Here is a 13,646-nt window from a genome sequence, read left to right as displayed (position 1 = left end):
GATTAACGGCCTCGCGTCAGACGAAAAACAGTTCCATGACGACCCTCGCGCCCGGTAGCAGGGCGACGGTGTCGGCGACCAGTGGCAGCAGGATCGCGCCGAGCACGCCGGTGACCAGGAGGACCAGCAGGATGATCAGACCAAAGGGTTCGAGTCGAGCAAACCACTGCGCCAGGGACGGCGGCAGCAGCGCATTCAGTACACGCCCACCGTCCAAGGGTAACAGCGGGAACAGGTTGAGCACCATGAGGAAGACATTGATCAGCACCCCGGCCGCGCCCATGTAGACCAGCGGCAACGCCGCCCAGGCCGTCTCTGGCCCCAGCCACAGCCCGAACTCGATCACCAGCCCCCAGCCCAGCGCCATCAACAGGTTGGCGCCGGGGCCGGCGAGCGCGACCAGGGCCATGTCGCGACGCGGCCGGCGCAGGTTGCGATAGACCACCGGCACCGGCTTGGCCCAGCCGAAGAGGAAGCCGACCAGCACGAAGGTGAGCGCCGGCACCAGCAGGGTGCCGATGGGGTCGATGTGGCGCAGCGGGTTGAAGGTCACCCGCCCCAGCATCCACGCCGTGCGATCCCCGAGCCGGCTGGCCATCCAGCCGTGGGCGGCCTCGTGCACGGTGATCGCGAACAGCACCGGAAGGGCCAGCACCGCCAGCCACTGGAGATGATTGAGCGTTTCCATGATCGCGGACTCAGTTCAGCGGCGCGGCTTCGCCCTTGCCCTGGCGCACGACCTCGGGGGGCTCGGCGGTCATGTCGATCACCGTGGTCGGCTCGAGGCCGCAGAAATCGCCGTCGATGACCAGGTCGACATGCTTGTCGAGCAGCTCGCGCATGTCGTAGGGGTCGGTCAGCGGGTGCTCGTCATCGGGCATGATCAGCGTCGAGCTGAGGATCGGCTGATCGAGCTCGCCGAGCAGCGCGCGACAGATCTCGTTGTCCGGTACGCGGATGCCGATCGCCTTGCGTTTGGGATGGAGCAGTCGGCGCGGCACCTGTTTGGTGGCGTGGTGGATGAAGGTATAGGGTCCGGGGGTCAGCGACTTGAGCAGACGGAAGGCCTGGTTGTCGATCTTGGCATAGGTGGTGATCTCGGAGAGATCGCGACAGACCAGGGTGAAGTTGTGCTTGTCGTCGAGTCGGCGGATGCGCCGGATGCGCTCCATCGCCGACTTCTCGCCGAGCTGGCAGCCGAGCGCGTAGGAGGAGTCGGTGGGATAGACGATCACCCCGCCCTCGAGCAGGATCTCCACCGCGCGACGGATCAGCCGCGGTTGCGGGTTGACCGGATGAATCTGGAAGAACTGCGCCATCTCTGTGTCCTTAACAGGTCGCGCGCGCGGCGCCGGCGGGGACGGCGCACGACGACCAATCACGCCAGATCGGGATGCACCCGTCGGGCAGCGGTGGCAACCGCCCGAGCATCAGCCAGGGCTGCTCGGGACCGTGATAATCCGAACCCGCCGAGGCCAGCAGGCGTTGCTCGCGGGCATGACGGGCGAAGGTGAAGATCTCGTCGCGGCTGTGACTGCTGGTCACCACCTCGATACCGCAACCGCCGTGCTCGCGGAACTCGCCGATCAGCTGCAGCAGCTTGGTGCGGGTGAGCCGGTAGCGCGCGGGGTGGGCGATCACCGCCTGACCGCCGGCGGCGCGGATCCAGCCCACCGCCGCCTCCAGGCTCGCCCAGTCGCCGGCGACGTGCCCCGGCTTGCCGGTGGTGAGAAAGCGCTTGAACACGTCTCCGGTGTCGGCGGCCAGACGCTGCTCGACGAGAAAACGGGCGAAGTGGGTGCGCCCGATCAGGTTGCCCCCGGCGTACGCCCGCGCGCCCTCGTAGGCGCCCTGGATGCCGTGCCTGGCCAGCCGCCGGCCGATCTCCTCGGCGCGCCAGTCACGAAACGCGCGCAATCGCGCCAGCCCCTCTGCAAGCTCGGGGTTGACAGGGTCGACGTTGAGCCCTACCACATGGATGGTACGGGCGTTCCAGGTGACCGAGACCTCGACCCCGGGGACCAGCGTCAACCCGTGGCCGGCGGCCGCGGCGGCGGCCTCCCCGACCCCGGCGGTGGTATCGTGATCGGTCAGCGCCAAGGTCGTCAGGCCGGCGCGTACCGCGCGCTCGACCAACGCGCCTGGGGTCAGGGTTCCATCGGAGGCGGTCGAATGGGTGTGCAGATCGGGAATCGGGGTCATCATGCTAGTCTACCGCAAGGCGGGCGCGGAGGTGGCGTCGGCTTGGCGACACCATCATCCCGACTCATCCGCGCGAGGATCATCCCAGCATGCTAGCCCCGGTCGACCTGTCCCGCATCGCCCAGTGCCTCACCGAGATCGGCGACGAGATCCGTGACGCCTTCGAGCGCGCGACCAACCCGCCCGAGAACGATCCCGACGTGCCGCTCGAGGCGCTCGACCGGCTGCTCGTCACCCTCGAGACCTCCGCGCTGGAGCCGGCGCGAGACGGCGAATTCGGTCTCTGCGCCCGCGAGCGCGCGCTCACCCAGCGACTCGTTCACGGGCTCGACCTGCTCGCCGAGCTCGCCGCAATCGCCCGCGCACTGCAACTGCCGACGCTGGCCCGTCGCGTCAGCACCCTGGCGCTGCCACTGAGTTGCTGGGTGCTGCGCCACGGCGGCGAACTGCTGCGCCCCGCACCACTGGTCGACGCCGCCGCCGGACTGGCCAACACCACCGCCGACCCCGATGAACTGGTGGCCCTGCACCGGCTGATCTCCGAGATCCTCGACGGCATCGGCACCGAGCGCCTCCAGGACCCGGCCGGCCCCGAGGCCGCGCGCGCCTGGCGGGTGCTGCTCTACAACCGCGCCATCGTCGCCACCCGCACCCAGCAGCCGCCCCTGATGCACGAGGCCTTCGAGGCGCTCATCGAGCTGGCCCCGGAGCTCGCGCCGGGGTTCTTCCGCGAGGGCATGGAGCAGATGGAGACGCACGACTACCCCGAGCCGGTCAGGGCGCTGATGCAGGCCTACTACAGTCGCTGGGCCCAGGAGACCCGCTTGCACTAGCGCCCTGCCCTGCCGCCCGCCGCGAGCCGATCGCGCGCACTCGCCTATAGTGATGTCTCGGGACCCAAGGAATCATTCGATCACGAGGACAGGCGCATGGCATCACCCGATCTCGACCATCTCCGTCCGCTGCGCCAGCAGCTCGAGCAGCACCCCGTCTATGCCGCCATCGATGACCTCGGGCGGCTGCGCACCTTCATGCAGCACCACGTGTACTCGGTGTGGGACTTCATGTCGCTGATCAAGTACCTGCAGCGCCAGCTCGCCCCGACCGACCTGCCGTGGCAGCCACAGGGCGACCCGGCGCTGCGCTACTTCATCAACCAGCTGGTCCTCGAGGAGGAGTCCGACGTCCTCGAATCCACCGCCGCCGCGCCCCTCTATGCCAGCCACTTCGAACTCTATTGCCGCGCCATGACCGAGGTCGGCGCCGACCCCGAGCCCGCCCGTCGCTTCGTCGCGCGACTCGCCCGCGAGCCGCTCGACGCGCTGCTCTACGACCCCGAGCTGGTGCCGCTGCCGGCGCGCTACTTCACCGAGACCACCTTCGGCTTCATCCGCGAGGGCAAGCCGCACCTGGCCGCCGCCGCCCTCGCCCATGGCCGCGAGACGCTGATCCCGATGCTGTTCCGCCGATTGCTCGAGGACATGGCGATCACCCCGGAACAGGCACCGATCTTCCACGCCTATCTGCAACGCCACATCGAACTCGACAGCGACTTCCACGGCCCGCTGTCGATACGCCTGCTCGAGGTGCTGTGCGATGACGACCCGCGCCGCATCGAGGAGGCCGAGACCGCCGCCGAGGAGGCGCTGTGCGCCCGTATCCGTCTCTGGGACGGGGTCTACGAGGCGCTCGGCGCGACACCGCCGCTCAGACCTCGCCGCGATTGTAGTCAGGCTGCGCGGTGATGCGGTGGATGCTGAGGTCGGCGCCGAGATACTCCTCCTCGTCGCTCAGCCGGATGCCGAACAGCCCCTTGGCCATACCGTAGACCAGCGCGCCGCCGACGAAGGCGAACAGCGCCCCGGCGAGACTGCCGATGGCCTGTGAGGCGAGGCTCACCCCGCCCAGGCCACCGAGCAGCGGCAGACCGAAGATCCCCGCCGCGAGTCCGCCCCAGAGGCCGCAGAGCCCGTGCAGCGGCCACACCCCGAGCACATCGTCGATGCGCCAGCGGTTCTGCGCCAGGGTGAAGGTGTAGACGAAGATCGCCCCGGCCACGGCGCCGGTTGCCAGGGCGCCGAGCGGGTGCATCAGGTCGGAGCCCGCGCACACCGCCACCAGCCCGGCGAGCGGCCCGTTGTGGAGAAAGCCCGGATCCTTGCGCCCGGCCAGCAGCGCCGCGAGGATGCCGCCGACCATCGCCATCAGCGAGTTGACCGCCACCAGCCCGCTCACCGCCTCGACGCTCTGCGCCGACATCACGTTGAAGCCGAACCAGCCGACGGTGAGGGTCCAGGCGCCGAGCGAAAGGAAGGGGATCGAGGACGGCGGGTGCGCCAGCATGGTGCCGTCGCGACGATAGCGCCCCTGACGCGCCCCGAGCAGCAACACCGCAGCCAGGGCGAGCCAGCCGCCGAAACCGTGCACCACCACGGAGCCGGCGAAGTCGTGGAAGGGCGCGCCGAGGTGCGTCTCGAGCCACGCCTGCACCCCGAACGCACCATTCCAGACCACGCCCTCGAAGCTCGGATAGAGCAAGCCGACGACGAGAAAGGAGGCGAGCAGCTGCGGATAGAAGCGGGCGCGCTCGGCGATGCCGCCGGAGACGATCGCCGGGATCGCCGCAGCGAAGGTCAACAGGAAGAAGAAGCGCATCAGCTCGTAGCCGTTCTTCTCCTGCAACGCCTCGGCGCCGCTGAAGAAGTCGATGCCATAGGCGAGGCTGTAGCCGATGAAGAAATAGGCGATGGTCGAGACCGCGAAATCGGCCATGATCTTGGCCAGCGCATTGACCTGGTTCTTGGCACGGACGGTCCCGACCTCGAGAAAGGCGAAGCCGGCGTGCATGGCCAGCACCATCACGGCGCCGACGAGTAGAAAGAGCACATCCGTGCCCGCCTGGGAAGGCTGCATCATGTCGAGGAAACCCCTTGGATCAATTCAGCGGGGGGCCATTAAGCACGATCCAGACCAGCACCCTTTCGACCTCCCGCGGAGAGGACGCCAAACCGCTGATGCACCAATCCATTACAGCCCGCATCCTCGCGGTGCGGCAGTCCCATCAACCGCCAGCGCACCAACCGACACCGCACCATGATGGAGCAATGCGACCAACCTCGCACTCTAAGTGGGCATTCGTGTTTAAGCGACGACAGGGGTACACGAAGCATCCACGGATACCGCTAGAATGACCGCCTGAGAAGGACGTCAAGGCAGGAGCGGCGTCTACGCCACCACAACGAAAGACCGCGTACCAAGCGCGGCAGCATGAGACCACTCGATATGCGATTCTGGATGATCGGCATGACCCTGGGCGTCCTGTCCGGGCTTGGTGGATGCGCGCTCGCGCTGGCGAGCGGCGCCCTATCGATGACCGTCCTCGGTGGACAACTGGTGCTCGCGCTCCTGCTCGGCGCGACCGCCTGGCTGATCCTCGAACGCACCCTCGGCGCCGAACTCAGGGGCTTTGCCGATCTGCTCGCGCGCACCCGCGCCGACGGCGACCTCGCCCGCCGCGCCACGGTCTCGAGCAGCCCCGCCGGTCACTGCGCCCGCCACTACAACGCCCTGATCGAGAGCTTCCAGGGGATCATCGGCAAGGTCCTCTACGACGCCCAGCGTCTCGCCGAGGCGGCCGACACCCTCGCCGCCAACGCCCGCGCCCTGGCCGACGACTCGGCCGCGCAGGGCGAGGCCTCGGCGCGCATGGCACAGGCCATCGGCGAGATGAGCGCCGGGGTCGAGGTGGTGGCCGAGCACGCCCGCGACTCGGCCAGCGACGCCGAGGAGGCGCGCACGCTGTCGCAACACGGCAGCCGCATCGTCTCCGAGGCCGCCGCCGAGATCGCCCGCATCGCCGACTCGGTCGGGCGCTCGGCGCAGCTGATCGCTGCGCTCGGCAAGCGCTCCGAGGAGATCGGCGGGATCGTGCGCACCATCCGCGAGATCGCCGACCAGACCAACCTGCTCGCGCTCAACGCCGCGATCGAGGCGGCGCGCGCCGGCGAGGCCGGGCGCGGCTTCGCGGTGGTCGCCGACGAGGTGCGCAAGCTCGCCGAGCGCACCGCCACCGCCACCACCGAGATCGGCGAGGTGATCACCACCATCCAGACCGAGACCCGCGAGGCGGTCGCGGCAATCGGCGCCGGCAGTGACCAGGCCCAGTCCGGGGCCGACCTCGCCAGCCAGGCCGCCGCCGCGCTCACCGGGATCGACCAGGGCGCGGCGCGGACCCTCGAGCGCATCAACGGCATCGCCGTCGAGATCGCCCAACAGGGCAACGAGGCCCAGCGCGTCAGCAGTCATGTGCAGGAGATCAGCGAGATGGCCGAGCGCAACGCCCAGGGCGCCGCGACGACGTTGCAGGAGGTCCAGGCCCTTGAGGGGCTGGCCACCAACCTGCACGAGATCAGCAAGGTCTTCCAGCTCGGCGCCGCCGGCGAGCAGGCCACCCGGACCCATCAGCAGATGCCCGAGCTGGTGCAGCGACTCGCGCGCGCGATCGGCGACCAGCTCGAACGCGCGCTGGAGAACGGCGAGGTCAGCGAGCGCAACCTGTTCGAGAGCGACTACCAGCCGATCCCGGACACCGAGCCGAAGAAATTCACCACCGGCTTCGACCGGCTCACCGACCGGCTCTTCCCGCCACTGCAGGAGCCGGTGCTCAAGAGCAACGCCCATGTCGCCTATGCCATCGGCTGTGACCGCAACGGCTATGTGCCGACCCACAACCAGTGCTTCTCCCAGCCGCTGACCGGCGATCGCGACCACGATCTGCTGCACAACCGCACCAAGCGCATCTTCGAGGACCCGGTCGGGCGCCAGTGCGGCGCCCACGAGCTGCCCTTCCTGATCCAGACCTATCGCCGCGACACCGGCGAGATCATGCACGACATCTCCGCGCCGGTGTACGTGCGCGGACGCCACTGGGGCGGTTTCCGTATCGGCTACCGCGCCTGAGCGGCGGTCTCGGGCGGGGTCGGCGGCAGCGCGGCGAGCGCGCCGGCGACCTCGGCACTGAAGCGCGCGAGCAACTCATCGAGGGCGGCGACCAGGGCGCGGCTGTCGCCGGGCGCGGACAGCGGCTGACGATCGTCGCTCTCGCGCACCAGCAGGGTGTGTCGGCCGGTGCCGTCGCGCACCGCCCAGCGCACCTTGAGCCGGGCGCTGCTGTCATCGTTCCCCTCGAAGGCGAGCAGCTCGGCGCCGACCCGCAGATCGACCCCATAGCGCAGCTCGCCCTCGAGCAGCCGCACCCGCTCGCTACCGAGCGCGCGCGCCAGGTTCTCGCTCCACACCCGCAGGAAGTCGTCGCGCAGCGAGCCGCCCCAGCGCTCGAACTCGTCGATACGCAGCCGGTTGCCCGACTCGCGGGTGACGAGCTGGGGGCGATCGAGATACTCCGGCAGCACCAGCGGGCCGACCCCGACGGCGAGCCCCGGGGCGCGCGCCTCGGGGGGTGCCACCCCCACCGCGCTCAGCGCATAGAACCGTGCCGGCGGCGAGCTGGCGCACCCCGCACTCACCGCCGCCACCAGCGCGACCGCCGCCAATCGCCATCGGCGCTCCGTCATCGTAGACCTCCCTTGCCCTGGATCAGGGCCTCCGGATGCCGCTCCAGATAATCGGCCAGGTCGCGCACCGCGCGCGCCGCCTCGGCCGTCTCCCGCAGCATGGTTCTGAACTCGCGTGTCGTCGCCGCCTCGGGGTCGAGCATCGCCCCGGCATGAGCGAAGGTCGCACGCGCCTCCTCCAGGGTAGCGCGCAGCGCCGGGGCGACCTCGCCGTCGAGCTGCTCGGCGAGCCCGCGCAGACTCGCCAGGGTGTCCTCCAGGTCTTCGCCGAGCTGGCTCAGCACCCCGCTGTCGACCACCTCGCGCACCCGCCCCAGGGTCTGGCCGAGATCGGCGCCGATCTGCTCGAAAGGCACCTGCTCGAGCCGCGAGAGGATACGCTCGAGCTTGCCGGTGAGCGCCTCGAGCGGCGTCGGCCGGCTGGGGATGACCACATAGTCGCCATAGCGTCCGAGGCCCGCGGCGGGCGCCTCGGGGTCGATGTCGAGCTCGACGTAGAGCTGACCGGTGATCAGGCTGGCGAGCTTGAGCTGGGCGCGCAGACCGAGTTCGACCAGGCGCTCGAGCATGTGCGCATGATCCGGCGCGTGCGCGGCGTTGCGCAAGGCGATGCGCTCGGGTTCGACCTCGATCAGCACCGGGATGCGGAAGATCTCGGCCTCGGGATCGAACTGCAACTGGATGTCGAGCACCTGACCGATCTCGATACCGCGCAGCATCACCGGCGCGCCGATGCTCAACCCGCGCACCGAGCCCTCGAACAGCAGCAGATAGTGCGACTTGGCGGCATAGGTCCTGGCGTGCGCCGCCTCGCGGTTGGGATAGAGCGGGAAGACCTCGAGCGGCTGAGCGGGGGCGCCGCTACCGGCAATGGTGTCGGGGGTGTCGAAGGCGACCCCGCCGAGCAACACCGAGACCAGCGACTGGGTGTCGAGGCTGATCCCCGCGCCGCTGAGCGAGATGTCGACGCCGCTGGCGTTCCAGAAGCGGGTCTCGGCACTGACCAGGGCATCGTGCGGGGCGGGGATGAAGAGCTCGATGCGCACCGCGCTGGCGTCGTCCTCGAGCCCGAACCCGACCACCTGCCCGACCTGGATCTGGCGATAGTAGACCGGCGAGCCGATATTGAGCGAGCCCAGGGTCGCGGCACGCAGCACGAAGCGGGTGCCGGGGGCGTCGGTGGTGAACAGCGGCGGCTCATCGAGGCCGACGAAGTCGCGCTGCGAGGCGCCGCTGCTGCCCGGATCGAGAGCGATGAAGGCCCCCGAGAGCAGCGTCTCGAGCCCCGAGACCCGGCTCGCGCTCACCCGTGGGCGCTCGACCCAGAAGCGGGTCTCGGCGTTGAGCAGATGGGCGCTGCCGTGCTTGAGCTCGGCGGTGACGATCACCGAGTCGAGGTCCTGGCTGACGTCGATCGCCGTCACCTGGCCGACCTCGACGTCCTTGAACTTGACCTTGGTCTTGCCCGCCTGCAGCCCGGCGGCGCTGGGGAAGCGGACGGTGATGGTCGGTCCCTGCTCGCTGAGCGTCTTCAGCGCCAGCCAGGCGCCGATGGCCAGCGCCAGCAGCGGGATCAGCCACACCAGCGAGGGCGCACCACGCACCCGCACCTCGGCCTCCGGCAGGGCGGGCGCGCCGTCACGGCGCTCGGCGGTCTCTGACATGCTGCTGCTCCAAGCGGTCCCAGATCAACCTGGGGTCGAATGACATCGCCGCGATCATGGTCAGCACCACCACCGCGCAGAAGAAGATGGCGCCGGCCTCGGCCTCGACGCTGGCGAGATTGCCCAGGCGCACCAGCGCCACCAGGATGGTCACCACATAGACATCGACCATCGACCAGCGCCCGATCGCCTCGGTCAGGCGGTAGAGCCGGGTACGCTCGCGCGGTCGCCAGCGCGTTCGCGTGTGCACCGAGAGCAGCAACCCGACGAGGATCAACAGCTTGAGCAGCGGCACGAATACGCTGGCGACGAACACCACCAGCCCCAGCGGCCACATGCCGTGGCTGAAGAGGAAGACCACGCCGCTGAAGATGGTATCCGATTGGCTGCGCCCGAGCGACGTGACGGTCATGATCGGCAACAGATTCGCCGGCACGTAGCAGATCAGCGCCGCCAGCACCAGCGCCCAGGTGCGCTGCAGGCTCTCGGGCTTGCGTCGGTGCAACGCCGCGCCGCAGCGCGGGCAGCGCCCGTCGCGCGCCCCACCCGGCGCCGTCACCAGCGCACACACCTCGCAGGTGCGGTGCGCGTCACCGGGACGCGGGGCTGGCGCCGGCGCCAGCGCCACCCGCGACCACACCAGGTCGGGGTCGAGGCTCGCCTGGGCGGCGGCGAGCACCAGGATCAGCGCCGCGAAGGCGAACAGCGAGGTGCCGGGGACGATGGTGGCCATATCGGCGAGCTTGACCACCGCCACCAGGATGCCGAGCATGAACACATCCATCATCCCCCAGGGCGCAAGGGTCCGCATCCAGCGAAACAGCCGCGGCAACCAGCGCGGCACGCGCGCCAGACGCAAGGGCGCGAGCACCGCGAGCAGCAACAAGAGCTGCAGCCCCGGCGCCAGCACGCTGGTGAAGAGCACCACCAGGGCGATCTCCCACTGCCCGCCGCGATAGAGTTCGGCCACCCCGGTCAGCAGCGTGGTCTCGGTGACCTGCCCCTGCATGCGAAAGGCGAGGAAGGGGAAGGCGTTGGCGATCACGAACAGCACCAGCCCGGCGAGGGTGAGCGCCAGGGTGCGCTCGAGGCTGTCGGGGCGGTGACGGCGCAGCACGCTGCCACAGCGCACGCAGCGCGCGGCGCCACCGCGCGGCAACGGCGGGCAGCGCTGCAGCAGACCGCACTCGAGACACTCACTCTGGGTTGGTTGCGACATCGTTGCAGATTCGGCAGCGGGAGACCTCGCCCCTGGCCAAGCGCGGCCGGAGGCATGACAATGCGCCGCGCGATCGCGCCATCCCCGATCCCGGGCGCGACACCATTGTTCCACCGCCCCGGCGTCGATGCACCCCCGGGGCTCAGCCGTCCCCACCGCTCGCATGTCACAGCACACGCCCAAACCCGCTCCACTACCGATCGAGACCAGCCTGCCGGCGCTGATCGAGGCCCTGCGCCACGGCCACGCCCTGCTCCAGGCCCCCACCGGCTCGGGCAAGTCGACCCGCGCGCCGCTCGCCCTGCTCGAGGCCGAGGGGCTGATCGGCGGGCGCATCCTGATGCTCGAACCGCGCCGCCCGGCAGCGCGCATGACCGCCGCGCGGATGGCCGCGCTGTGCAACGAGCCGCTCGGCGAGACGGTCGGCTACCAGGTGCGCTTCGAGCGCCGGATCGGCCCGGCGACCCGCATCGAGGTACTCACCGAGGGCATCCTCACCCGCCGGTTGCAGCACGACCCCGAGCTCAGCGGGGTCGATCTGGTGATCTTCGACGAGTTCCACGAGCGCAGCCTGCACGCCGACCTGGGACTGGCGCTGGTGCTCGACGTGGTCGCCAACCTGCGCCCCGAGCTGCGGGTGCTGGTGATGTCGGCGACCATCGAGGCCGAGCCGGTGGCCAGACTGCTCGGCGGCGCGGAGACGATCAGTGCCGCCGGGCGCACCTATCCGGTCACGGTGCACCATGCCGAGCGCCCGGTCGAGCAGCCGGCGGGCCTGGTCGGCGCGGTGGTGCACGCGCTCGCCGCGCACGACGACGACATCCTCGCCTTCCTCCCCGGGGTGCGCGAGATCGAGCGCTGTCGCGCAGCACTCGCCCCCCGGTTCGGCCCCGAGACCGACCTGCTCGCCCTCCACGGCAGTCTGCCCACCGCCGAGCAGGCGCGCGCCCTCGCCCCGCCCACGCCCGGGCGGCGGCGGGTGATCCTCGCTACCGACATCGCCGAGACCAGCCTCACCATCGAGGGCGTCGGCGTGGTGATCGACGGCGGGCTCACCCGCAAGCCGCGCTTCGACCCCAACACCGGGCTCACCCGCTTGGTCACCGAGCCGGTCTCGCTCGCCTCGGCCGAGCAGCGTGCCGGACGCGCCGGGCGGCTCGGGCCCGGTCACTGCTACCGGCTGTGGACCCGCGAGCAGGCGCGCGGGCGCGCCGCACAGCGCGACCCCGAGATCCTCCAGGCCGACCTCGCGCCGCTGGCCCTCGAACTCGCGCTCTGGAGGGTGAACGACCCCGCCGAGCTGGCCTGGCTCGACCCGCCGCCGCAACCGGCCTGGGCACAGGGCCGCGCCCTCCTCCAGACGCTCGGCGCGCTCGATGCGCGCGGCGCCATCACCGCGCTCGGGCGCGCGCTCGCCCAGCTGCCGCTCCACCCCCGGCTCGGGGTGATGCTGCTCGGCGCCGCACCCGAGGCGCGCGCGCTCGCCGCCGATCTCGGCGCCCTGCTCAGCGAGCGCGACCCGGCGCTCGACCCGCGCGCGCTCAGCTCACCGGCCGACCTCGGCGCCCGGCTGCAGGCACTGGCGCAACGGCGGGCGCGCCGTCCGACGCCCGGCTTCGATCCGCGCCGACTCGACGCCGTGGCACGCGCCGCGCGTCAGCTCGGCGAGCGGGTCGCGCGCGCCAGCCACCCGCCGGGCACGGCCCGTACCCCGGGCGCGCTGCTCGCCCTCGCCTACCCCGAGCGCATCGCCCAGCGGCGCGACGCCCGCGGCGAGCGCTATCTGCTCGCCGCCGGCAACGGCGCGCGGCTCGACCCGGCCGATGCGCTCACCGCCAGCCCCTATCTGGTCGTCGCCGAGCTCGACGCCCAGGGTCGCGACGGGCGCATCCGTCACGCCCTGGCGATCGACGCCGACACCCTGCACGCGGTCTGCGCGCAGCGCATCCACACCGAGACCCGCTGCGACTGGGACGCCGAGCACGAGGCGGTGCGCGCGCGCGCCCTCACCCGGCTCGATGCCCTCACCCTCGAGGCGCGCCCGCTGCCGCTCCCCGACGACCCGGCGGTGCTCGAACTGCTGCGTGAACAGGTGCTCGCCGACCCCGAGCGGGCGCTGCGCTGGGACGATGACGCCACGCAGTTGCGCGCCCGCATCGCCCTGCTGCGCGCCCACGACCCCCAGGGCGGCTGGCCCGATCCCGGCCCCGAGGGACTGCACGCGCGCGCCGCCGACTGGCTCGATCCCTGGCTGATCGGCAAGTCGCGACTGAGCGAGACCCGGCGCCTGGAGGCGGCCGAGCTGCTGCTCGGCCTGCTCGACTGGGACCAACGCCAGCGGCTCGACCGGGCCGCACCGCCCCATCTGCGCACCCCGGCGGGCAACCAGCGCCGTCTCGACTACGCCAGCGACGGACCACCGGTGCTCGCCGTGCCGCTGCAGGAGCTGTTCGGGCTGTGCGAGACCCCGCGGGTGTGCGACGGCCGGGTGGCGGTGCTGCTCCATCTGCTCTCCCCGGCGCGACGCCCGATCCAGGTCACCCAGGACCTCGCGAGCTTCTGGGCCCAGGGCTATACGGACGTGCGCAAGGAGTTGCGCGGGCGCTACCCCAAGCACCACTGGCCCGAGGACCCCGCCGCCGCCGACGCCGTCACCGGCGGACTGCAGCGCCGGCGGCGGTAGCGGGCACGGCGGACCAGCGACCAGCCCTCGGGCACCAGCATCGTAGGTTGGGTAGCTGCCGCCCACGCGGACCTTCCTCGGGGATCGGCGTCAATCCCGAGACCTTGGCGCAGCTGTCGGGTTGCCGCGCAGCGGCAGCCCAACCGACGGGGCTGGAAGCGCGTTATCCCTTTGGGTCTTTGCACTCCGACAATCCCCGGCGATCATCTCGCTGGAGGCTGGAGGCTGGAGGCTGGAGGCTGGAGGCTGGAGGCTGGAGGCTGGAGGCTGGAGGCTGGAGGCTGGAGGCTGGAGGCTGGAGGCTG

11 protein-coding genes are annotated in these 13,646 nt (G+C 70.8%); 4 read left to right on the top strand and 7 right to left on the bottom strand.

What is annotated here, in order from left to right; translation table 11 throughout:
- Positions 1-16: 16 nt before the first annotated feature.
- From EDC29_RS11785 to EDC29_RS11775, 3 genes are read right to left on the bottom strand one after another with little or no spacing between them, the layout of a single operon-like run.
- Positions 17-688, bottom strand: coding sequence for a site-2 protease family protein (locus EDC29_RS11785; RefSeq protein ID WP_132230005.1), 672 nt, complete (start codon positions 686-688; stop codon positions 17-19).
- 10 nt (positions 689-698) lie between these two features.
- Positions 699-1,319: an L-threonylcarbamoyladenylate synthase gene (locus EDC29_RS11780; protein ID WP_123142818.1), complete on the bottom strand. Its 621-nt coding sequence runs from the start codon at positions 1,317-1,319 to the stop codon at positions 699-701.
- Positions 1,320-1,329: 10 nt separating this feature from the next.
- Positions 1,330-2,202 (bottom strand): PHP domain-containing protein, encoded by an 873-nt coding sequence (locus EDC29_RS11775; protein ID WP_165913512.1) that lies wholly within the window; start codon positions 2,200-2,202, stop codon positions 1,330-1,332.
- Positions 2,203-2,291: 89 nt separating this feature from the next.
- On the opposite strand from EDC29_RS11775, the gene EDC29_RS11770 reads away from it, so the two are divergent.
- Together EDC29_RS11770 and EDC29_RS11765 are read left to right on the top strand one after the other, a co-directional pair.
- Positions 2,292-3,035 carry a hypothetical protein gene (locus tag EDC29_RS11770; RefSeq protein ID WP_123142820.1) on the top strand — a complete coding sequence of 248 codons (744 nt, stop codon included), beginning with the start codon at positions 2,292-2,294 and terminating at the stop codon, positions 3,033-3,035.
- A 96-nt stretch (positions 3,036-3,131) separates the two neighbouring features.
- A complete protein-coding gene (locus EDC29_RS11765) occupies positions 3,132-3,947 on the top strand; it encodes a DUF3050 domain-containing protein (protein WP_132230003.1) in 816 nt (271 codons plus the stop codon).
- Here the strand turns inward: EDC29_RS11765 and EDC29_RS11760 are convergent.
- On the bottom strand, positions 3,910-5,115 hold the full coding sequence (locus EDC29_RS11760; RefSeq protein ID WP_123142831.1) for an ammonium transporter: 1,206 nt from the start codon (positions 5,113-5,115) through the stop codon (positions 3,910-3,912). The two genes, EDC29_RS11765 and EDC29_RS11760, sit on opposite strands and share 38 nt — an antisense overlap.
- 369 nt (positions 5,116-5,484) lie before the next feature.
- On the opposite strand from EDC29_RS11760, the gene EDC29_RS11755 reads away from it, so the two are divergent.
- Complete coding sequence (locus EDC29_RS11755) at positions 5,485-7,161, top strand: methyl-accepting chemotaxis protein (protein WP_132230001.1); 1,677 nt, start codon at positions 5,485-5,487, stop codon at positions 7,159-7,161.
- On the opposite strand, the gene EDC29_RS11750 is transcribed toward EDC29_RS11755, so the two are convergent.
- Genes EDC29_RS11750 through EDC29_RS11740 form a run of 3 tightly spaced genes read right to left on the bottom strand, consistent with a single transcriptional unit; the run spans position 7,149 to position 10,658 of the window.
- A complete protein-coding gene (locus EDC29_RS11750) occupies positions 7,149-7,775 on the bottom strand; it encodes a PqiC family protein (RefSeq protein ID WP_132229999.1) in 627 nt (208 codons plus the stop codon). The two genes, EDC29_RS11755 and EDC29_RS11750, sit on opposite strands and share 13 nt — an antisense overlap.
- Complete coding sequence (locus EDC29_RS11745; RefSeq protein ID WP_123141068.1) at positions 7,772-9,439, bottom strand: PqiB family protein; 1,668 nt, start codon at positions 9,437-9,439, stop codon at positions 7,772-7,774. Before EDC29_RS11745 ends, EDC29_RS11750 begins: the two co-directional genes overlap by 4 nt.
- A complete protein-coding gene (locus EDC29_RS11740) occupies positions 9,414-10,658 on the bottom strand; it encodes a paraquat-inducible protein A (RefSeq protein WP_123141069.1) in 1,245 nt (414 codons plus the stop codon). Before EDC29_RS11740 ends, EDC29_RS11745 begins: the two co-directional genes overlap by 26 nt.
- Positions 10,659-10,821: 163 nt before the next feature.
- On the opposite strand from EDC29_RS11740, the gene hrpB reads away from it, so the two are divergent.
- Entirely contained in the window at positions 10,822-13,341 is a 2,520-nt protein-coding gene (gene hrpB, locus EDC29_RS11735; RefSeq protein ID WP_165913503.1) for an ATP-dependent helicase HrpB, read from the top strand.
- Positions 13,342-13,646 lie beyond the last annotated feature (305 nt).

Source organism: Marichromatium gracile, assembly GCF_004343155.1.
Classification (GTDB): Bacteria; Pseudomonadota; Gammaproteobacteria; order Chromatiales; family Chromatiaceae; genus Marichromatium; species Marichromatium gracile.
This window is presented reverse-complemented; position numbering and strand designations above follow the sequence as displayed.

What these genes read in the sequence shown, in the direction of transcription:
- EDC29_RS11785 (WP_132230005.1), bottom strand. Translation starts at nt 688, where the DNA reads ATGGAAACGCTCAATCATCTCCAGTGGCTGGCGGTGCTGGCCCTTCCG.
- EDC29_RS11780 (WP_123142818.1), bottom strand. Translation starts at nt 1,319, where the DNA reads ATGGCGCAGTTCTTCCAGATTCATCCGGTCAACCCGCAACCGCGGCTG.
- EDC29_RS11775 (WP_165913512.1), bottom strand. Translation starts at nt 2,202, where the DNA reads ATGACCCCGATTCCCGATCTGCACACCCATTCGACCGCCTCCGATGGA.
- EDC29_RS11770 (WP_123142820.1), top strand. Translation starts at nt 2,292, where the DNA reads ATGCTAGCCCCGGTCGACCTGTCCCGCATCGCCCAGTGCCTCACCGAG.
- EDC29_RS11765 (WP_132230003.1), top strand. Translation starts at nt 3,132, where the DNA reads ATGGCATCACCCGATCTCGACCATCTCCGTCCGCTGCGCCAGCAGCTC.
- EDC29_RS11760 (WP_123142831.1), bottom strand. Translation starts at nt 5,115, where the DNA reads ATGCAGCCTTCCCAGGCGGGCACGGATGTGCTCTTTCTACTCGTCGGC.
- EDC29_RS11755 (WP_132230001.1), top strand. Translation starts at nt 5,485, where the DNA reads ATGCGATTCTGGATGATCGGCATGACCCTGGGCGTCCTGTCCGGGCTT.
- EDC29_RS11750 (WP_132229999.1), bottom strand. Translation starts at nt 7,775, where the DNA reads ATGACGGAGCGCCGATGGCGATTGGCGGCGGTCGCGCTGGTGGCGGCG.
- EDC29_RS11745 (WP_123141068.1), bottom strand. Translation starts at nt 9,439, where the DNA reads ATGTCAGAGACCGCCGAGCGCCGTGACGGCGCGCCCGCCCTGCCGGAG.
- EDC29_RS11740 (WP_123141069.1), bottom strand. Translation starts at nt 10,658, where the DNA reads ATGTCGCAACCAACCCAGAGTGAGTGTCTCGAGTGCGGTCTGCTGCAG.
- hrpB (WP_165913503.1), top strand. Translation starts at nt 10,822, where the DNA reads ATGTCACAGCACACGCCCAAACCCGCTCCACTACCGATCGAGACCAGC.